Below are 19971 nucleotides of genomic sequence, written 5' to 3' on the forward strand. Positions count from 1 at the left end.
CCTTCGATCCGCTGGCTGTCTGTTCAGGCTGCATCGCGGCACCCGCTCGGGGCAGAGCCAGCGACGAGAGCCGCCAAGGGCTTGAGCATGGCATCCCAGTCCTGATGCTCGATCACGTAATCGCGAGCAGCCCTGCCCAGATTGGCGGCAAATACCGGATCCTCTACGATGGCGCAGACTTGATCGGCCAACTCTGCATCGGAATGGCCGATGCACCAATGCGTGCCGTCGGTCGCATCGATCCCTGCCGCCGCTTCCGCCGAGAGCACCACCGGTCTGGCCATCGCCATCGCCTCGAGCACCTTGTTCTGGACGCCACGCGCGATGGCCAAAGGCGCGATCACCGCGTCGCTCGCGGAAAGGAACGGCCGCACATCGGGAACCTCGCCCCACACGCGAACGCCTTGCTTTCCATCGCGGCGGATCAGCCGCTCGACCGGTGCGCGTCCGACGATGTGGAAGGTTGTGCTCGGCAGCTTCTCCCGGACCATGGGCAGAATGCGATCGGCGACTCTCTCACAGGCCTCCACGTTGGGGGGATAATCCATCTGTCCGGTAAAAACGATGTGCGGACCCGGCATCTGATCCAAAACGGGATGGGGTTGGCAGTTCCGTGGATGAAAAAGTGCCGTGTCGACACCGTTTCGCAGGACTGAAACCGAATGCCTGCTCCCTGCGGGCAATCGCGACCGAAAAAGCTCGGCTTCCGCTTCGCTGACGAGCAGGGTGTGGTCGGCTCGTGCTGCGAGCCGTGCCTCCTCCCGCGCCAGAAGCCGGCTTTCGCGATCGTAGATCCATGCTTTGGCAGCACTTGCGCCCTCGGCGTAGGATGCGAATTTCGCTGAATCGACGTCGCATAAATCAATGACGACCCTGCCGCCGAAATCAGCGGGAACATATTGCCCCATCTGCCCGGAGAAGACGAAGATGCAGTCGATATTCTTTTCTGCCAAGGTGCGGCTGACCCATTCGCGCATAGCCGGATGATCAAAAGCGGTAAGACTGACAGGCTTGCCCGAGGCGAGTGCCCGCAGCCCCGGCAGGGCCAGCCCCGCCCTTCGGCGCAGCACCTGATGACTGGCCGCAACGCCCCGCAATGCAACGGCGTGGCCAAGGTCCACGTCATTATCGGCAAAGCACCCAACGTGAACCTGAGCCAGTTCAGCCAGCTTCAGCAGCAGATGATGCGATCTGATCTTGTCGCCGCGGTCCGGCGGAAAGGGTATGCGATGCGCAAGAAACAGAATGTCCCCCATCAACCGAGCCCGCGCGCGATGAAGGGGCCGATGCGGTTCGCAATGCCGAGCGGTAGCCGCTTCCACAAGGCAACTTTGCGGGCATAGGCCGCGCTTGTCGGGTCTGCGTCGCGGGGCGCCCGGCCCGGCGCCGTCCAGTTTGCGTAGGTGAGCGGTTCGGGAGTAAAGCCCCAGTTCTTTTTATAGTGCCAGGGCCCGCTGCCTGTTTTCGAACGCCCGAAATCGAAGCGCGTGCAGCCACGCCGCCGCGCATGCAGCATCAGTTCGAAATACATGCGCTCATTCGCGCGCAGCGAACGAGCCTGCTGCGTGCCCCCGCCCCAGTAGGGCATTACCGTTTGCCGGTTGTAAAGTGAGAGGACGCTGGCGACGGGCATTCCGCCGGCGCTCACCGTCAGAATGTCGGAACTGTCCTCAAATTCATCGAGCACCGCAGTAAAAAGCGAACGCGGGAATACCGGGGTTCCAAGGTTGCGAACACTTTCCGCATAGACATCGTAATGCATCTCCCGGTCACGTTCCGACCTGCCGATCTGCAAGTCGAAATCCATCCTCAGGCTTTTCCGCACCTCTGCCCGCTGCTTGCGCGGAATGGCGGCCAGTTGCTCCTCATCGCCTGAGGCAAGCTCGCCCACGAAGCCGCTATGGCTGTCACAGGTTGCCCGCCAGCCATCCGGAACGATGCCGCCGCGCAGTTCTATGCTGTCGCAGGAGCGGCGCAGGGCGAGATCCTGTGCATGGCTGCAAAGCAGTTCAGCCACCGATCTGTTTTCAGCCAATACACCGCCATCGACAGCGAAGCCGCTGGAGACCAGCGCACGTCCGAAGATCGGAGAATGTATCTCCGTCATCGGAAGCCAGCCGACCATCGCATTATCATCCATGGCAGCGATCCCGACCCCTCGCTGGCCGGTGCCGCGTTCGATGGCACGCAGCCAGCGGGGACGGTGGAAAGGTGTTCCCCCTTGCCCGGCTACGAATGCCTCGACCGCAGCAGCGGCTCCGGCATCATTGCAATCGATGATCCTACAGTGCACTCCTGTAAGCGGGGCCTCAAGAGTTGAATGAGCATTCACGCGGCAATGTCGGTGCTCATCTCGACCGGGTTCTGCGCTTCCCGGTGAGCCAGCATGTCCATCCTGCCCCAGGCGAATTCATGCACCAGATCACCGAGCTTCGCCGCCATTTTGTCGAGGTTTGTATAATGGCGCAGCCTGGAGCGCATGGGCGCATTGCCGACGCGCGGCTGTTTCGGGTCGATCTCCCATGGATGGAAGTAGAATACCGCAGGCCGTTTGTCGGTGCGGTTCACCTGCCTGATCGCCCAGCGGGAGAACGCATAAGGCAGGACGCGGAAGAAACCCCCGCCACCAGCCGCGAGCCGCTTGCCGCCGAACATGGCGGTCGTGACCGGGATTTCCACGAGGTCGGACCATGGCAGTGGCTTGAACGCGAAGCGCGGCGCTTCCTTCCAGCCATAATGATCATGCGCGATGGGCGCGACACTGCTCGAATAGGCATAGCCCTGCTCGGCGAGTTCCATGTAAGCCCAGGGCGTCCGGCTATCGATGGAGAAGCTGGGTGCGCGATAGCCGGTGATGCGAACACCCGCTGCATCCTCCAGCACCTTGCGGGCCGTAGTGATGTCCTCGGCGAATTCGGATCGGGTGAACTTGAAAACGCGCGCATGATCATAACCATGGCTGGCGAGTTCGTGTCCGGCCTCCACGATGCGGCGCATCAGCGCGGAATTGCGCTTCGCCACCCAGCCCAGGGTGAAGAAGGTCGCGGTTACGTCCGCAGCGGCAAACAGGTCGAGTATGCGTGAGACATTATCCTCCACCCTCAGGGAAAGGCTGTCCCAGTCGTCGCGCTTGATAACGTTCTCGAAGGCCCCGACCTGGAACCAGTCCTCGACATCGACCGACAGGCCATTCACGATCTGCCGGCTGGTAATTTTTTCCGTGTCGGAAGCCTCCATGCCATTTGCTCCTGCGAAGTTCGGGACCGCCTGGTCAGGCTGCGATACGGGGCGAGCCATCGCCCTCGATCCATTCGATCAGCATCGTCAGCGTATGACGGATGCTGCGCTCCTGCTCGTCCAGCCGCGCCTCCATCTCGTTCAGGCGATGTGCGAAGTGGCCGACATCTTCGCTGCTCCCGCCGCTGGAAGCAAGCTCCGACAATTGCTTCTTCATCTGCGCGATCGTGTCGTGCATCTCGGCAATCCGGGCATCACGTTCGGCCAGCATCGCGCTCAGCTCTGCGCCCGCCACGGCAGTGCCAGGCCTCGGAGAAGCAGGCGCTTCGCCGGGAGGCAGATCAACCGGATCGGCTGCCACCATGTGTTTGACCGGCTTTGAGACGGGCGCTGGTCGCAGCCTTGGCATCGGACTCGGCGCTGCCGAAGGGAAAGTGCTGTCGCTCTCCATCTCTTCCAGAACGGCGGTCAGCATGCCGCTGTCGATGCGGGTGCGCTGTTCCACTGCGCCCAGCAGCAGCAACCGGGTCATGATCTGGTTGACCTTGCGCGGTATGCCTCCGCTAGCCTCGTGGAGGCGGGTAAAGACCCGCTGGTCGAAGGCGGGGTTGCCGTCCCAGCCGACGCATTCGAGCCGGTGGCGAATATAAGGTTCCATCTCCGCCGGTTTCATCGCATCCAGATGATGCGCGGCGATCACCCGCTGGCGCAATTGCTCCAGCCCTTCGTGATTGGCCAGAACCTGCCGGAATTCCGGCTGCCCCAGCAGCAATGTCTGCAGCAATGGCTGTGCGCCAAGCTGGAAGTTCGACAGCATGCGCAGTTCTTCGAGCGCCTCGACAGAAAGGTTCTGCGATTCGTCCACCACCAGCAGGCACCGGCGGCCCGCGCGCGCTTCCTCGTGGAGAAAGTTCTCGATCGCGCCGAGTGCTGCCGCCTTGTCATGGCCTTCGACATCAAGGCCGAAGCTCTGCGCCGCGACATGGACCATTTCTTCGGCGTCCAGCGCGCTGGTGACTACCTGTCCCACGCTCATCTGGTCGGGATCGATCTTTTCCATCAGATGCGCGACCAGCGTCGACTTGCCCGCCCCGACCTCGCCCGTGATGACGATGAAGCCCTCGCCCTGTGCCAATCCATAGCCAAGGTAGGAAAGCGCCTTCCGGTGCGTGCCGCTTTCGAAATAGAATTGCGGGTCCGGGGTCAGCTGGAACGGGCGTCCCGTCAGTGCATAGAAATCGTCGAACATCGTATCGTCCCCGTCAGAAGTCGTAGCGCAGGCCGAGCAGCACGGATGCGGTTGTCAGGTCCTGTCCGGCAAGAGCGCTGCCCAGATAATCGAGAGCGACCGCAGCACGGGCGGACAGGCCTGCCAACAAATAGCGCCGGTAAGCGGCTGATGCGCCAAGAATGGTGCCATCGCCAGCACCGACGCCTCCACTTTCGAACCATTGCACATAGGTATTGACCGAATAGCTGTCGCGCGGGCCAAGCCGCCCGTCGGCAAAAGCGGTCAGGTAGTAATTCTCATCCACCAAGCCGTCGGCCGTCGCCAGTATCGTACCGGGCGTGCCGAAGAAGTTGCGCCGGTCGTAACCCGCACCGACGCCGGCTGTAAGTCGGCCGATCTGGCGTGAATAGCTGGCGGCGACGCCCCGATTACGGAAAGTTGCCGCGCGAAGTGATCCGAGCGCGCCCGACAGGCAGTTGCTGCCCTGCTGGCTGGCGACGCATCCGGTGATATCTCCGGTCAGCGGATTGCGGTTGGCGGCGAAGTTCGTCGGCAGCGCCACCAGCGCCCGGTTCAACTGCCCGCCGAAGCCTGTAACTGCGTCATAGACCGAGATGTTCAGGCTGCTGCGACTGCTGGGCGCCCAGGCAAAGCTGCCGTAATAAGTCGTGGAATCGTATCGCCTGCCCAGATGCGCTTCGAGCGCGGTGCGCGTACTCGGCCGCCACAGGACGCCCACATCCCAGATCAGGCCATCGGTCTCGTATGCTATACGGCGCGGGCCGCTCTCGTCCGCAAGCAGGCGGCCGTCCTCACCGACTACGAGAAGGCCAGCATCGTCCAGCAGCACGTCCCGGCCCGAAATCTCGACGTTTTCGTATCCAACCCCGCCCACGACGGCGAGCGTCGGCGAGACCGGTACGGTGACATCACCGCGTACATGGAAATCGCGCACGCGTTGATCGAACGTGGAGATATCTTCCTGTGTATACCCCGCACCGAGGCCGAGGCCGACAGGAAGCGGTTCGCCGGGGCGGGTCGCCGCGTGAAAGGCTGCGGTCTGCACGACGCTTTCGTCGAAAAGATCCGCCTGCCGCACCGTTCCGGGAAGGCCGAAATCCGTTTCTACGCGAGTGTAGCCTGCGCGGTAGTTTGCGTTGATCTGGACGTCACCAGCCTCGGCATGAACGTTCGGTCCGGCATAGGCTGTATAGACCCTGCTCCCCGCATCGCCTGTCAACAGGGATGCGCCACCGCCGTTCAGGCGCGTGCGTGACGCTAGCGCTCCGCCCTCGATTGTCACCGCATCAGGTATGACGGTGGCGTAACCCCGCGCGATACCGCTCAGAGTGTCGCTGCCCCGGGCATCGTTCTCATAAGCGATGTTCCGGGCATAACGCAGCGACACCGAGCCGCCATTCTTGCGGCCGGTAATTGCCGCATTCACGCCGGCTGCAAGCTGGGTATAGGTGACGACGTCATTGCCCGGCGACAGTTCCGCCAGCAGGATCTGCGATATGTCGATATAGGGCTGAACTTCCGGACGACCGGAGCCGCGCTCCCGCCCTTCACCGCCGCGCTCTTGCCCCGGAGAAGCCGGAGCGTAGCTTTCCTGCGCCGATGCAGACACTGCCGACGCGCCCACAAGGCACAGCGGCAGCATGAAATGAGCAAAGGCGAGAACCGGCCTCATCCGCTCAGTCCGCTCCCGCATGATAAGTACCGAAGCGGCGACCGCTTGGGCTGAAATCCGCGCCATTCAACAACAGCTTGATATCGGAGCACGCCGAGAGCAGGCCATAGGCATCCTCAAGGGCGCTGCGCCCGGTCCGGTCGGCTCGTGCGACGAGAACCGTCTGCCCCGCATGCTTGGCGAATTCCGCCGCTGGCGATGCAGCAAGAGTCGGAGGTGAATCGATTATAATCATGCGGTTGGGTGCATCTCTGCTCAAGCGCTCGAAGATATGGTCCGTCTTCTCGCTGGCGAGGTGATCGGTACCGCCCGTTCCTGCAGTGCCCGCATCGCCAGCGGGCAAGACCGACAATCCATCGATATCGGTGCGCAGGACGAAATCTTCTACCCTGGTTTCCGGATCGGCCAAAGCGTTCATCAGTCCCGGGCCCCCCTCGATGCCGAGAACACTGCAGATGGAGGGTTTCGCCACATCGCCATCGACCAGCAACACCTCGATATTCCGCTCAGCCGCCATGGCCAATGCAAGATTTACGCTGCAGAAAGTCTTGCCTTCACCCGGCAATGGCGACGAGATCAGCACGATACGCGATTTCTCCGTGCCAAGCGCGCGCGCCGTCGACAGCAATTGCCGCTTGGCAATGCGGAACTCCTCAAGCAGCGTATTCGCCTCGCCACCCGGTACGATAAAGCCCCGTTCCGCCAAAACGGCCCGGTCGACACCATGTAATTGTGCCGGGAACTGGACCGGCTCACGGGCCTCCTCCACATGCATCGTTTCGGCAGCTTGCGTCAGCGGTGGCTCTATTTCAGATGCACTTGCCGTCAGCGCAGGAGAGATTTTCCCGTGCTTTGCCGCTTCCGCCTTTGCATTAGCGGGCCGGACGAGCTTCCGCCTGACCTTTGGCAGATCAGCGAGATCGCGCCTGAGAGCAGCAGGCTTGAAAGGGTCGAGACCGAAACGCCCGCTGGCGCGCTCGAAAAGCGAGGCACCCTTGCGGCTGTGCACATCCTGGCCCTGTCCGGTCGTTTGTTCGCCCGAACTGCCTCCAGCCTCCTGATCCGGCTGGTCGTCGGCAGAAGGTACAGGAATGTTGCTGTGTTCGGTCATGCCCAGTCCCTCAAGCCACCATGCCGCGCTGGACGAATTCCGCCGCCAGCAGCACGACGAACATGCCAACCAGCGCTGCGCTGCCAGCCATGAACATCTTCAGCCGTTTCGGCTTTGCCGCACGCGCAGCGTTGGTCAGGCTGGTGGAAATCGTGCCGATTACCGGCAGATCCATCGCGCGTTCGAGGCCACCTGCCGTGGCGAAGGTGGAGCGTAGCTGACCCAGCAGCAGCACGGTACCCACCCCAGCACCGATGCCTGCAATCAACACGCTTAGCAGCAGCAAGGGCCGGTTCGGCGCGGCAGGCACGCGGGGATTGGTCGGGGGATCGATCACGTCGAACTTGAAGCTGGACCTTGCGCTCTCTACTTGCCCGCGCAGCCGCATTTCCTCGCGGTCTTTCAGCAGTTCATCATATTTCGTCTTCAGAACCTCGTAATCGCGGCTGATGCGGTTGGCTTCTGCAGCCAGCCCCGGTTCCGAAACCTGATCGGCAACGATGTTGGAAATTTCCGCCTGCAAGGCAGCTTTGCGAGCAAGCAAGGCCTGCACATTGGCCGAACGTTCAGCCTGAATCGATGTGAGCGAACTGTACGCGGGGTTCGGCGAACCGGTCGCGCCTGACCCCTCATTCGCCGCCTGGCGCTCCAGCAGCGCCACTTGCCGCTTCTGCGCCACGACGTCAGGATGCTGGTTGGTCAGACCACGAGCCTGCAATCCGGCAAGCTGCGACTGGGCCTGTATCAGCGCCGCACGCGCGCCGCCGATCGCGCCCGGTGTGACCAGCGTGCGGGGTGTACCGGCAAGCTGCCCGTTGATCGCCGCCAAGGCGCTTTGCGCTGCGGCCAGATCGGCGTCGATGCCCCGCATCTCGCCGCGCGAAGATTGGAGGCGAGAGGAAATGGCGGTAGCGCCGCCGATCAGTTCGGGGTGCTGGGCCTCAAACGCCGTGCGCTGAAGCTCGGCCGCTTCGAGCTCCGTCGCCCTTGCCGCCAGCTGCTGATCGAGGAAGGCAATCGTCTCGGCCACTTCGCTTCGGTTCCCGGCGTAATTATTCTCGCGGAAAAGGTCGATCAGCTTCTGAACCACGTCTTGTGCGAGCGCCGCATTCTCCGCGTCGCTCAGTTCAGACCGCCCGATCGTCGCCGTCAGTTCGAACAGGCTCTCCTCGCGGTTCACCACGGTGATGTTTTCCGCCAGCTTGGTGATGGCCATTTCCATCTCGCGCTGGGTCGCGATTTCCTGTCCCAAGCGGGTGGAGCGGATGACCTTCTCCAGGTTCACGGCGCTGGTAAGCGACTGGCGTACCCGCTGGATATCTCGCCCGGTGTTTCCGGAAATGCCGATCTGTTCCGAGAGGACATCGTCCAGCTGAACCGAAATGCGGGCGCTGGACTGATAGGAATTCGGTATCGTGGCCACGACCAGCCATCCCAGCAGGCAGACCCCCCAAGCAATCCCGAGAGCCAGCCAGCGACGGTTCCAGACCGTGTGCATGGCAATTCGCGCCTGATCGAGCACTTCGTTCATTTCGGCAGGACCACGCTCAGAACATGCTTTCGGGTATTATGATCACATCGCCCGGGCGCAGCATGACATTGGCGGAACTGTCGCCTTTCTTCAGCAGATCGCCGAGGCGCAGGTCATATTCCGCCTGGCTGCCGGACTGCTTGTCGAACCGGATCAGCTTTGCACGATTGCCTGCCGCAAATTCGGAAAGACCGCCGACCGCGATCATGGCATCGAGAACCGTCATATTGGCGCGATAGGGTATCGAGGCAGGCTGTTCAGTCGCGCCTACGATGCGGACCTGCTGGCTGAACGTGCCGGCAAATTTGTTCACGATCACCGAAACGATCGGTTCTTCGATGTACTTGGAAAGCTGCTGGCGGATGTCATCCTGCAGCATCGAAGGGGTCTTCCCCACCGCAGTCATGTCGGTGACGAGCGGGATCGTGATGCGGCCGTCGGGACGAACCTGAATGTCCTCCGCCCCCAATTCCGGATTGCGCCAGACGTGAATCGTCAGTTCGTCGAGCGGTCCGATGATGTAATCCTGGCTCGGCCCCTCCTGCAGCGCCACGAAGTCGGCGGGTGGCAGTTGCTGCCCGCTGCCTTGCGCGCAACCAGCCAAAGCCAGAAGGCCCAGAATGGCGGAAAGAAGAGACAGGAAGCGGAACTGCGGCATCAACGGAAATCCTGATAATCTGACGAACGGGCCGGCGACGACGGAGTGCACACTCCGGGATCAGCGGCTGAATTTTGCTTTGCCCAAGTCTGTCCTCGCCAAAAAAAGGTGAATATACCGTTAGGCCTGATCGGCGAAGGATCGCAAATAGGGTGCAGTCTCGTTTTGGGACGATCGCGACGCCGATTTCAGACAAGCACTTCTGCCGCAGGCCCTTGGCCCAGAAAAGCGCTTGGACTGGCGCTGGCGCCATAGGCGCCGGCGCAGAAAACGGCCACGAGGTCGCCGACATCCGCACGCGGAAGATGCGCCCTGTCCGCTAGGCGATCGAGCGGAGTGCACAGACAGCCGACGACGTTGGCAATCTCCGCAGGCTCGGCGCCGAATGCCTTCACCACTGCCAGGGGGTAATTGCGACGCACGACAGTTCCAAAGTTGCCCGAGGCGGCCAGCTGGTGGTGCAAACCTCCATCGGTGACGAGATAGGTTTCTCCATGGCTTATCTTTCGATCGACAATCCTTGTTACATAGATGCCCGCCTCGCCTACAAGGTAGCGGCCCAGTTCAACACACAACTCAGTTGCGGCGAGGTTTTGTGGCAGCGCTGCCATGCGCGAGGACAAGGCTGCACCGATCCGCTCGACATCGAGCGGCTTGTCGCCATGGAAATAGGGTATGCCAAAGCCGCCGCCCATATTGAGCTTGGGCAGCGAAGTTCCGATGCGGCTGGCGATCTCGCTTGCGAGCGAGAGTACATTTGCCTGCGCTTCAATGATGGCGTCGGCATCCAGCGCCTGGCTACCGGTAAAGATGTGCAATCCCCGCCAATCGGCACCTTGCGCGATGATGTCGCGGGCAAGCGCGGGCACCCGTTCAGCATCGACGCCGAAAGGTTTGGCACCCCCGCCCATCTTCATGCCCGATCCCTTGAGTTCGAACTCCGGATTGACCCGAATGGCCAGCCGTGGCTGCGCGCCGAGGCGCCGCCCGATGGCAATCGCGCGTGCCGCTTCGCCTTCGCTTTCGAGATTGAGCGTCGCACCGGCGGCGATTGCAGCCTCCAGCTCGTCATCGCGCTTGCCTGGGCCTGCAAAACTGATGCGGCTTGCCTCGAGACCGGCTTGCTGTGCCATCGCCAGTTCGCCTCCGGAGGCTATATCGAAACCGTCCACAAGGCCTGACATCATCTCGAGCAAAGGCGCGTAGGAGTTTGCCTTTATTGCATAATTTATGTCGGTGCGTTTGGGCAGCGCCTTTCGAAGGCGAGAGATGCGCTGCTGGATCGCGACCCTGGAGTAGATGAAAATCGGCGTGCGGCCCGCCTGTTCAGCGATCTTTCGCACCTTCTGTCCATCAACGGACAACTCGCCATCCACGGCTTGATAGAACGACGGAATGGGACCGAGCGGCTTCATTCCGCCATTTCCTGCAAGATGCCGCGTATCAATGCCGGCCGGTCCAGTTTTCCGTTCGGATTGACCGGGAAGTCGTCTCGCCAATGGATCATACGTGGTTGCATGAAGCCAGGCAGCATCTTGTTCAAAAGCGTCGGCAACTCACGTTCCGCCGTTTCGCGCCGCCCTGCGGGCCGGGCCACCAGATGCACCGCTTGACCCAGCCGCGCATCGTCGATCCCGACCGCTGCAACATCGGCAACCAGGCCCGTCGCTCTTGCAGCATCCTCCACTTCCTGAGGGCTGATTCGATTGCCCGCGCTCTTGATCATGGCATCACGGCGCCCGACGTAATGCAGCAGGCCTTCTGCATCACGCCGCACCCGGTCGCCTGACCACACTGCCATGCCGCCATAGCGGCTGCCTTGGGGTGCAGGCCTGAAGCGTTCGGCCGTTCGCGCCTCGTCCTGCCAATAGCCTCGCGCGACAAGAGGGCCGCAGTGAACCAGTTCGCCTTCCTCATCGATGGCAGCTTCTTCCCCGGCGTCGTTCACAACGAGAACTTCTGCATGCGGGACAGCCTTGCCCATCGAAGTCGGATGGCTGTCGACCAGATGGGGATCAAGGAAAGTGGAGCGAAAGGCTTCGGTCAGTCCATACATTGGAAAAATGCCTGTATTCTGCAGCTTGCTCCGCAATGTTCGCACGAGATCCTCGGTCAGGGCGCCGCCGCTGTTGGTCACCCGCCTCATTTCTCCTGCTGTATCTGCAGGCCAGTCCAGTTCAGCAAGTTCGATCCAGAGCGGCGGCACCGCAGCCAGTGTCGTAATCCGATGTTTGGAACAGGCTTTCACGACGTCACGCGGCAGGAGGTAATCCATGGGGATGACGCAGCCGCCCGCAATCCAGGTGGAAAAAAGCTGGTTCTGCCCATAGTCAAAGCTGAGCGGCAGCACGGCCAGAGTGCGATCATCGGACTTCATCTTGAGGTACTGAGCAACGCTCACTGCACCCAGCCACATGTTCGCATGGCTCAGCATCACGCCCTTGGGCTGGCCTGTAGAGCCGCTCGTATAGAGGATCGCTGCCAGGTCTTCGGTCGAGACATCCGACCGCCCAAGCGGCTCAACCGAACCTGAAGCCTGAGTAAGAGCATCCTGCTCAGACATGATGATGCAATCAGCGGGCGCATCGCCTCGGGCAAGGCTTTCTAGCCGCGCGGAGGTGCCGAGCAGCATGGATGCGCCGCAATTCTTCAGGATATGTGCGACCTGCATCGGCTTCAGCAGCGGATTGATCGGCACATGCACCAGCCCGGCCCGCGCCGTGGCCAAGGGCATGAGGCAGGACAGTTCCCCCTTCGCCGCCCAGGTGGCGATCCTTGCGCCCGGCACGGCGACGCGCATCGACAGCCATGCAGCGAGCCATCCTACACGCTCTCTTAAATCACTATAGGTCAAGGTGCCGTCACGAAGTACCAGCGCCGGTGCGTCGGCCATTCCGCATTCCGCCAGATGGTCTATGGGGCGGCAGAGTTGCTCCGACTGATGATCAGGGGCAGACGTCATGGATGCTCCGGGATGGGAATTGCGACTTGATTTCGATCAGCTATCACGAGACTGTTAAGGTCTTGCAAGGGGCTGTCCCTGATGTTGCATCTCCTTTCGACAGGCTGGACTGGCTCAGCTTGCTCAAGAAGCATCTTCCTCCTGACGGCTGCAAACCGTTCATTGCGACAGCGGCTGACGATGCTGATGTGGTCACTCTGCCTCTGTTACGAACCAGCGGCCGGCTAGAACCGATGAGAAACTGGTATAATTTCACCTGGCGACCAATCTGGAAGAATGGCGTCGAAGCTGACGTTCTCTGCACCGCTCTGGCGCGGGATCTGCGTCGTCATGCGCGTCGGGTAACGATGTGGCCGGTTCCCCAGGAGGATGCAACCGCAACGCGCCTCGCCGCAGCTTTCCGCAAGGCCGGTTGGCTCGTGCAGATGGATCAATGCGATCACAATCATGTCTTGAACACGGGGAAACGCAGTTTTGCGGAGTATTGGGCGGGCAGACCCGGCCAGATGCGTTCCACTCTGCAGCGCAAGGGCAAGAAGGTGCGCACCGAAATAATCACGCAATTCTCGGACGATGCCTGGAACAGTTACGAAGCGATATACGCCAACAGCTGGAAGCCAGCGGAAGGCGATCCTGTCTTCCTGAGAGAATTTGCAAAAGGGGAATCTGCGGCCGGAAGGCTGAGAATGGCAATCGCCTATTCAGGCGAACAACCCGTGGCAGCGCAATTCTGGACCGTCGAGGACGGTGTCGCTTACATCCACAAGCTGGCACATCTCGAGGCGGCAAAGGCCCTGTCGGCCGGCACTACTCTGACTGCGGCTTTGCTGGAGCATGTGATCGACAAGGACGGTGTCGCATTGGTCGATTTCGGCACCGGCAACGATGCCTACAAGAAGGACTGGATGGAAGAGGACCGTCCGCGCTACCGGCTCGACTGCCTCGATCCGCGGCAAGCGCGCGCCTGGCCGACACTCGTAAAGCGCACAATCGCGCGGGTTGCGCCCGGTGCTCCGCAGGGCTAGGTGGCGATCCGCAACGACGGGAATCGCAATCAGGTGCAGGGCCGCGGCGCTGTTGCCGACAGGGGACCAGCGATGACAGAAGAGTCCGCCGACAAGATCGGTGAAAGCAAGGCGATGGCACAGAACCGCCACACGCTCGACATGCAGTTGCGAGCCATTCTTTCCGACATCCTCAATCTGGACGCGGACCGCGTCGCCAGTTTCACGAATGAAACGGGCCTTTTCGGACATTTGCCCGAACTGGATTCCATGGCCGTTGCCGGCTTGCTGACCGAAATGGAAGACAGGCTCGATATCCTGATCGAGGATGACGATGTGGATGGCGAAATGCTGGAGACTTATGGCGGTCTGCTGGCCTTTGCCGAAGCGAAGGTGGTCGGCAACTGATCGAGCCTGCATTCACTTCCTGGCCCTGCCCGGCGCCCGGTGCCGCCAGGAACGACGAAATGGCCCTGACGATCGACGCAGGCAGCGAATTGCGCTTGCTGATTCTGCCCGCCCTGTTCGACGAAGCCAATCGGATGCGGAGGATGACGGTCGACACCATGCGGGCGCTCGGCAGTGTCGGCATCGATACCTTCTTGCCTGATTTGCCGGGCTGCAATGAAAGCCTGGCTCCGCTGAAGACGCAGACCCTGAGTTCGTGGCAGGAAGCCGCAGGTCGCGCAGCGCAGACCTTCGGTGTGACCCATGCCCTGACAATCCGTGGCGGCGCGCTGGTCGGTCCAGCCGAAATTCCGTGCATCCGGTATGCGCCGGTCACTGGCGCAAAGATGCTGCGGGCCATGTTGCGGGCACGGTCAATACAGGCGCGGGAAGCCGGGCGCGAGGAAAGTCTTGCGGGGCTTGCGGAGACTGGCCGCAAGGAAGGACTCGACCTGTCCGGCTGGACACTTGGCGCCGAGATGTTCCGCCAGATGGAAGATGCCGTGCCTGTTCCAGCCGCATGCACGACCATCGAGCAGACAGAGCTCGGCAGTTCAGGCCTGTGGCTACGTGCGGAGCCGGGGGAAGACGCCGATCAGGTCCGAACCTTCGCCCGACTTCTGGCCGCGGCGATCAAGGCATGAGCCGCCTGCATCTCACCTTCCTTTGCGAAGGCAGTCGCCTGGCTGGAACTCTCGACACCGCACCCGGCCAAACCGGGCTGTTGATCGTCAGCGGGGGCAACGAGGTGCGGTCCGGAGCCTTTTCGGGACAGGCTCGATTTGCAGCGAAAATCGCCCGGGCAGGGTTTCCGGTTTTTCGCTACGATCGCCGGGGCATTGGCGATAGCGAAGGAGCCAATCGGGGCTTCCGCCAGGCTGGCGCCGATATTACTGCCGCTCTGTCCGGCTTCCGCGCCATCAGTCCGCAAATCGTGCGCATCGTCGGCTTCGGCAATTGCGACGCTGCGAGCGCGCTGATGCTGGCGGCGGGTGGTGGATGCGACAGCCTGCTCCTCTCGAACCCGTGGACTATCGAAGACACCGACGACACGCCGCCGGCTGGTGCCATTCGCAGGCGCTACGCAGCAAAGCTGCGCAACCCGCGTGAGTTGGTGCGATTGGCCAGAGGACAAGTTGATTTCGGCAAGCTGGCGCGCGGTTTGCGAAAGGCGGCTACCCGGATGCAAGGGCCGAATTCGCTATCGCAGGAGATGCAGGCAGGGCTCGCCCGCTTTGAAGGCCCGGCACGGTTCCTGCTCGCCACTGCGGACCGCACGGCACAGGCTTTCCTGGAAAGCTGGCCTATAGGCGACGAGCGCATCAGCCGCTGCGAGGGCGCGACACATGCGTATGTGGAACAGGATTCGAGTGACTGGCTGGTAGATCAGACGCTGCTGGCGCTGCGATCCTGACGCAGGAACAGGCTGGCGAGTTCGACATGGGTCGACCAGCGGAATTGCCCGACGGGGCGTAGTTCGTGCAAGGTGAAGCCCGCCTCCACCAGAACCTTTGCATCGCGCGCCCAACTGGCCGGATTGCAACTGATGTATACTATGCGATCCGCCTTGCTTTCGGCTATTTTCGCAATCTGCTCTCGCGCACCGGCCCGCGGCGGGTCGAGCAGGACGCCCGCGAATCTGTTCAGTTCGTCGTGCATCAGCGGATTGCGGAACAGGTCGCGATGCATGCCAAACACAGGCTTGCCGCTGCTGCCAGCAGCCGCCTTGCAGGCCAGATGAGCCTCACGCGCTGCTTCGACGGCCAGCACCTTGCAAACGTCCGCCAGTGCAAAGGCGAATGTCCCGAGGCCAGAGAAGAGATCGACCACCGTTTCGCACTCACCAAGCCAATCCCTGGCTGCCCGCACCAGCGCTTCTTCGCCGTCATGGGTGGCCTGCAGGAACGATCCGACCGGAAACGGCACCGCCACACCGCCGAGTGTTATGGTGACCGGCTCAGGTTCCCATTGCGGCTCCGGTCCGAAGCCGGAGTCGATGGTGAGCCTCGCCAATCCATGTTCCCGAGCGAAATCGAGCAATTCCTCGATCTGCGACAGCCCTTCGACAGAAAGGCCGATGAAACCGCAGTCGACGCCCTGATCTGTCAGCACCAGTTCGACGTCGACCGAATACTTGCCTTTCCGCCGCGACAGGAGCTGCCGCACGGGTTCGACCAAAGCGAATAGTTGTTCTGCCAACACGTGACATTCCCGCATATCGACAATGCGATGAGATCCGCTTTCACGAAATCCGATGATGGCGCGTCTGCCACCGCTGGCGGCGTGCAGCGTCGCCCTGCGGCGGCTGCGCGGCGGCGAAAGATGGGCGGGCGCGAGTATGGTGGGGGTGAGCCCCTGCCCTTCTGCGGCGTTGCGGACGCGGTCCGTGACGAACCCGCGCAGGCTTTCCTCGTCGAGGTGCTGCAACTGGCAGCCGCCGCATTGTGGAAAATGACGGCATGGCGGCGATGCGTGATGCGGTCCGGCGATAATCGTGCCGTCGTCCATCAACAAATCACCAGGTGCCGCACCGCTGGCATGGCGTCCGTCCGCCGTAACCCCGTCGCCTTTGGCTGCCACGCGGATGATCGGCACCGCTTCGCCTTTATCGCTCATAGCAAGGAACCCCACGCATCGGCGGCGCAATCCGCCAGCATTCCGGCAGTGAAGGCTGGCCCGGCCAGTCTGGCCGCCGCCTTGTGCAAGGCATAACCCTGCTCGGCAGCGGTAACTGCATCGATCCCTGTCGCCAACCTGCTGGCGATCATTCCCGCGAGAACATCGCCAGTACCTGCCGTGGATAGCCACGGCGTTGCTGGCGGACAGAAAATGATCTCGCCCTCCGGCGAAGCGATGATGGTATCCGGCCCCTTCGCGACCACCACTGCTTGGCTCGCTTCAGCCAGAGCCCTGGCGCGCAGATGCTTTGCGCCCGTACCCGGCAAATCGAACATCTGCTCGAGCCCCTGCAGCTCTCCCTCATGCGGCGTCACGACCGTAGCTTTGTCGCGGCTGTGCAGCATGGCGGGGCTGAGCAGAGCCAGCCCATCTGCGTCGATCACGCATGCTCGGTCCTTCTCCAGCGATTGCCGCAGCCGGTGTATCGCATCCTCGCTTCGCCCGAGGCCCGGACCCACGAGAATAGCGGAGATCCTCTCATCCTCTAGCGCTTCATCCAAAGGTGCTTGCACGATGACCAGTTCCGCTGGCGCATCGGGGTGGGAATGACTGGCGAACAGCTTCACATATCCGGCACCAGAGCGCATCGCCGCCTGCGCTGCCAGCAGTCCGGCACCGGGCATCTCTCCGCCGACAATCGCCAGCAGGCCGCGCTTATATTTATGGCTTTCGAATCCGGGGGGGTCGAGACGTGGGGGCTGCGCGAGGCGGACGGAATTGTCAGCATTGATCCCGATATCAACGCGCCTGAGCATACCCATGCTGGACATGGCCGGCATGAGATAATGCGCCGGCTTCCATGCGCCGATCGCGATGGTCAAATCGTAGCTGACGTCGCTTCCGAGCAGGCGTCCGTTGTCGCTGTCGATCCCGCTGGGGCAATCGACGGCTATGGCCAGTTCATGACACTTGCGAAGGGATTGCAGCAATTGCACCAGTTCCTCGCCAAGTTCGCGGGTCTGAGCCATGCCGAAAAGACAATCGACGAAGACGCTTCCAGAACGACTGACCGCCTCCTCCTCGATCGACCCGGAATACATTTGGCGGGCTGCCGATGCCGTATCGCTGCTGGTGCCCAGGGGAGCGATGACGGTCACGTGGAGCCCTCGGCGGGCGAGCTCGCCAGCAATGATGAAACCGTCACCACCGTTGTTACCCGGCCCACATAATACCGTGACCGAGCGACCGGCTGCCATGCGCCAGACGATATCCGCGGCCGCTTCGCCAACCTGCTTCATCAGATCGAACGCGGAAGCACCCTGCTGCATCAGCACAGCTTCGGCCTCGCGCATTTTTTGCGCGTCGAGGATCGGCTTACTTGGCATCGGGTTGCACATTCAGCACGGCGGGAAACCGGTAGCGGTCGCCATCCACCGCCACTTCCAGAATGTCTCCGTCAAGGGATCGACCGAGTTCGCCGGCGCCGTCCGCAAGATACAACCCGCTCCCGTCGCTCGCTTCCAGCACGCGCCGGAAACCTCCATCCGGGTGCCTGATAATCAGATACTTGACGCCCGCACTTGCATGGGATTCGACCCTGCACGCCTCTGCCATCCTGCCGCCATCTACCGCACATTTGATAATATCAGCACCTGCGTCAGCCTGAGCCTGCGTGACCGGTTTTCCACATGCAGCGACCAATGACGCAAGAGCGATGACAGTTGCCCGATCAGATATCGGCATAGACATGCGTTTCTGCCCGCGCACCGGGATGGGTGACGGCGCCGCTATATGCCGGGCCGACGTTTTGTGCGTACCGCCACAGGGCACCCGATTGATAGTCGTTGCTGCGTGCCTGCCAGTCGGCCCTTCGCCGGTCCAGTTCCTGCGCATCGACATCCAGATCGATGGTGCCCGCTTTGGCGTCGATGGTGATGGTGTCGCCATCCTGTACCAGCGCGATGGGGCCGCCGTCTGCAGCCTCGGGGCCGACATGGCCGATGCAAAATCCCCGCGTCGCGCCTGAGAAGCGCCCATCGGTAATCAGCGCTACCTTCTCTCCCATACCCTGCCCGTAAAGAGCGGCGGTGGTCGAGAGCATCTCGCGCATTCCCGGACCTCCTTTCGGCCCTTCGTAGCGGATGACGAGCACGCTGCCTTCCGCAATGTTGCGATCCTCCACCGCGCGGAAGGCATCCTCCTCGCAATCGAACACACGTGCCGGACCCGAAAAACAAAGCCTTTCCATGCCCGCGACTTTCACGATGGCTCCATCGGGGGCAAGCGATCCCTTCAAGCCCACGACACCGCCTGTGGGGCTTAGAGGCGTCCTGACGTCATAGATCACCTTCTGATCGGGGTTCCAGGTAATCTCCTCGAGGTTTTCTCCCAGGCTCCTGCCGGTGACCGTCAACGGTTCCGGATCGAGGAATCCGCCATCCAGCATCGTCTTCATCAGCATGTAGACGCCGCCCGCATCATGCATGTCGCGCGCGACATAGCGTCCGCCGGGCTTGAGGTCAGCGATGTAGGGTGTGGATTTGAAGATTTCCGCCACGTCATGCAGGTCGAAGGTAATCCCGCATTCGCTGGCCATCGCGGGCAGGTGCAGCGCCGCATTGGTCGAACCGCCGGTGGCGGCGACGACCCGCGCGGCGTTCTCGAACGCAGCGCGGGTGCAGATATCGCGCGGGCGGATATTCGCCTCCAGCAGATGCATGACCTGCCTGCCCGCCGCCCGGGCTATCTCTTCACGTGATTTATAAGGTGCCGGGGCCATGTTGCTGTTCGGCAAGGACAAACCTATGGCTTCACCGACGCAGGCCATGGTGTTGGCGGTGAACTGCCCTCCGCAGGCGCCGTGCCCGGGACAGGCAACTTTTTCCAGCGCAGAGAGGTCTTTCAGCGGACAGTTGCCGGCGGCGTGCTGGCCCACAGCCTCGAACACATCGACGACGGTTACGTCCTCGCCCTTGTAGCGGCCGGGCAGGATCGATCCGCCATAGACGAAGATGCTCGGGACGTTCAGACGCAGCATCGCCATCATCATGCCCGGCAGACTCTTGTCGCAGCCGGCGAAGCCGACGAGTGCGTCGTAGCAGTGCCCGCGGACGGACAGTTCGACAGAATCCGCAATGACTTCGCGGCTGACCAGCGACGATTTCATTCCCTGGTGGCCCATCGCGATACCGTCGGTCACCGTGATGGTGTTGAAGCGGCGCGGCATGCCGCCTGCCTCGTCCACACCCTGCCGGCAGATATCGGCTTGCGCATCCAGAGTGGTGTTGCACGGTGCGCTGTCGTTCCCTGCCGAGGCCACCGCGACGAAGGGCCTGGCGATCTCTTCCTCGCTCAATCCCATTGCATAATAATAGGACCGGTGCGGCGCGCGTTCCGGCCCGACCGAGACATGACGGCTCGGAAGTTTCAACTTGTCGAAGCGCTTTGTCATTTCGTTTCCTGCAAGGGCGGCGGACAA

At 62.0% G+C, this 19971-nt stretch carries 18 protein-coding genes; 4 read left to right on the plus strand and 14 right to left on the minus strand.

What is annotated here, in order from left to right:
- Positions 1–23 precede the first annotated feature (23 nt).
- From G7A66_RS02200 to G7A66_RS02245, 10 genes are all read right to left on the minus strand, one after another.
- Entirely contained in the window at positions 24–1256 is a 1233-nt protein-coding gene (locus tag G7A66_RS02200; protein WP_174294068.1) for a TIGR03087 family PEP-CTERM/XrtA system glycosyltransferase, read from the minus strand.
- Positions 1256–2293 (minus strand): FemAB family XrtA/PEP-CTERM system-associated protein, encoded by a 1038-nt coding sequence (locus tag G7A66_RS02205; protein ID WP_174294069.1) that lies wholly within the window; start codon positions 2291–2293, stop codon positions 1256–1258. The genes G7A66_RS02200 and G7A66_RS02205 overlap by 1 nt, the downstream gene beginning before the upstream one ends.
- A gap of 35 nt (positions 2294–2328) precedes the next feature.
- Positions 2329–3237 carry an XrtA system polysaccharide deacetylase gene (locus tag G7A66_RS02210; RefSeq protein WP_174294114.1) on the minus strand — a complete coding sequence of 303 codons (909 nt, stop codon included), beginning with the start codon at positions 3235–3237 and terminating at the stop codon, positions 2329–2331.
- A gap of 34 nt (positions 3238–3271) precedes the next feature.
- The gene (locus tag G7A66_RS02215; protein ID WP_174294070.1) at positions 3272–4486 is read right to left on the minus strand and encodes an XrtA/PEP-CTERM system-associated ATPase; all 1215 of its coding nucleotides are present in this window, start codon (positions 4484–4486) and stop codon (positions 3272–3274) included.
- 13 nt (positions 4487–4499) lie between these two features.
- Positions 4500–6227: a preprotein translocase subunit YajC gene (locus G7A66_RS02220; RefSeq protein ID WP_232366586.1), complete on the minus strand. Its 1728-nt coding sequence runs from the start codon at positions 6225–6227 to the stop codon at positions 4500–4502.
- Positions 6166–7272, minus strand: a complete 1107-nt coding sequence (locus tag G7A66_RS02225) for a P-loop NTPase family protein (protein ID WP_174294071.1) — start codon at positions 7270–7272, stop codon at positions 6166–6168. The genes G7A66_RS02220 and G7A66_RS02225 overlap by 62 nt, the downstream gene beginning before the upstream one ends.
- 10 nt (positions 7273–7282) lie before the next feature.
- Positions 7283–8803 carry an XrtA system polysaccharide chain length determinant gene (locus G7A66_RS02230; protein ID WP_174294072.1) on the minus strand — a complete coding sequence of 507 codons (1521 nt, stop codon included), beginning with the start codon at positions 8801–8803 and terminating at the stop codon, positions 7283–7285.
- A gap of 16 nt (positions 8804–8819) precedes the next feature.
- Complete coding sequence (locus tag G7A66_RS02235; RefSeq protein ID WP_174294073.1) at positions 8820–9461, minus strand: XrtA/PEP-CTERM system exopolysaccharide export protein; 642 nt, start codon at positions 9459–9461, stop codon at positions 8820–8822.
- Positions 9462–9649: 188 nt separating this feature from the next.
- Positions 9650–10876 (minus strand): pyridoxal-dependent decarboxylase, exosortase A system-associated, encoded by a 1227-nt coding sequence (locus G7A66_RS02240; RefSeq protein WP_174294074.1) that lies wholly within the window; start codon positions 10874–10876, stop codon positions 9650–9652.
- A complete protein-coding gene (locus G7A66_RS02245; RefSeq protein WP_174294075.1) occupies positions 10873–12423 on the minus strand; it encodes an acyl-CoA ligase (AMP-forming), exosortase A system-associated in 1551 nt (516 codons plus the stop codon). The genes G7A66_RS02240 and G7A66_RS02245 overlap by 4 nt, the downstream gene beginning before the upstream one ends.
- Before the next feature lie 233 nt (positions 12424–12656).
- Here G7A66_RS02245 and G7A66_RS02250 point away from each other — a divergent pair, with 233 nt between their 5' ends.
- The 4 genes from G7A66_RS02250 (at position 12657) to G7A66_RS02265 (ending at position 15288) form a co-directional block, all read left to right on the plus strand.
- A complete protein-coding gene (locus tag G7A66_RS02250) occupies positions 12657–13448 on the plus strand; it encodes a GNAT family N-acetyltransferase (protein WP_232366587.1) in 792 nt (263 codons plus the stop codon).
- Between the two features lie 114 nt (positions 13449–13562).
- Complete coding sequence (locus G7A66_RS02255; protein WP_174294116.1) at positions 13563–13835, plus strand: acyl carrier protein; 273 nt, start codon at positions 13563–13565, stop codon at positions 13833–13835.
- Between the two features lie 59 nt (positions 13836–13894).
- A complete protein-coding gene (locus G7A66_RS02260) occupies positions 13895–14518 on the plus strand; it encodes an alpha/beta hydrolase family protein (RefSeq protein ID WP_174294077.1) in 624 nt (207 codons plus the stop codon).
- Positions 14515–15288, plus strand: coding sequence for a hydrolase 1, exosortase A system-associated (locus G7A66_RS02265; protein ID WP_174294078.1), 774 nt, complete (start codon positions 14515–14517; stop codon positions 15286–15288). The genes G7A66_RS02260 and G7A66_RS02265 overlap by 4 nt, the downstream gene beginning before the upstream one ends.
- On the opposite strand, the gene G7A66_RS02270 is transcribed toward G7A66_RS02265, so the two are convergent.
- The 4 genes from G7A66_RS02270 to ilvD form a co-directional block, all read right to left on the minus strand.
- Positions 15261–16490: a class I SAM-dependent RNA methyltransferase gene (locus G7A66_RS02270; RefSeq protein ID WP_174294079.1), complete on the minus strand. Its 1230-nt coding sequence runs from the start codon at positions 16488–16490 to the stop codon at positions 15261–15263. The genes G7A66_RS02265 and G7A66_RS02270 overlap by 28 nt on opposite strands.
- The gene (locus G7A66_RS02275; protein WP_174294080.1) at positions 16487–17878 is read right to left on the minus strand and encodes an NAD(P)H-hydrate dehydratase; all 1392 of its coding nucleotides are present in this window, start codon (positions 17876–17878) and stop codon (positions 16487–16489) included. Before G7A66_RS02275 ends, G7A66_RS02270 begins: the two co-directional genes overlap by 4 nt.
- Positions 17868–18107 (minus strand): hypothetical protein, encoded by a 240-nt coding sequence (locus G7A66_RS02280; protein WP_174294081.1) that lies wholly within the window; start codon positions 18105–18107, stop codon positions 17868–17870. Before G7A66_RS02280 ends, G7A66_RS02275 begins: the two co-directional genes overlap by 11 nt.
- A 115-nt stretch (positions 18108–18222) precedes the next feature.
- Positions 18223–19944: a dihydroxy-acid dehydratase gene (ilvD, locus tag G7A66_RS02285; RefSeq protein ID WP_174294082.1), complete on the minus strand. Its 1722-nt coding sequence runs from the start codon at positions 19942–19944 to the stop codon at positions 18223–18225.
- Between the last annotated feature and the right edge of the window lie 27 nt (positions 19945–19971).

The sequence above is a fragment of the Alteripontixanthobacter muriae genome, from assembly GCF_013336795.1.
Classification (GTDB): Bacteria; Pseudomonadota; Alphaproteobacteria; order Sphingomonadales; family Sphingomonadaceae; genus Pseudopontixanthobacter; species Pseudopontixanthobacter muriae.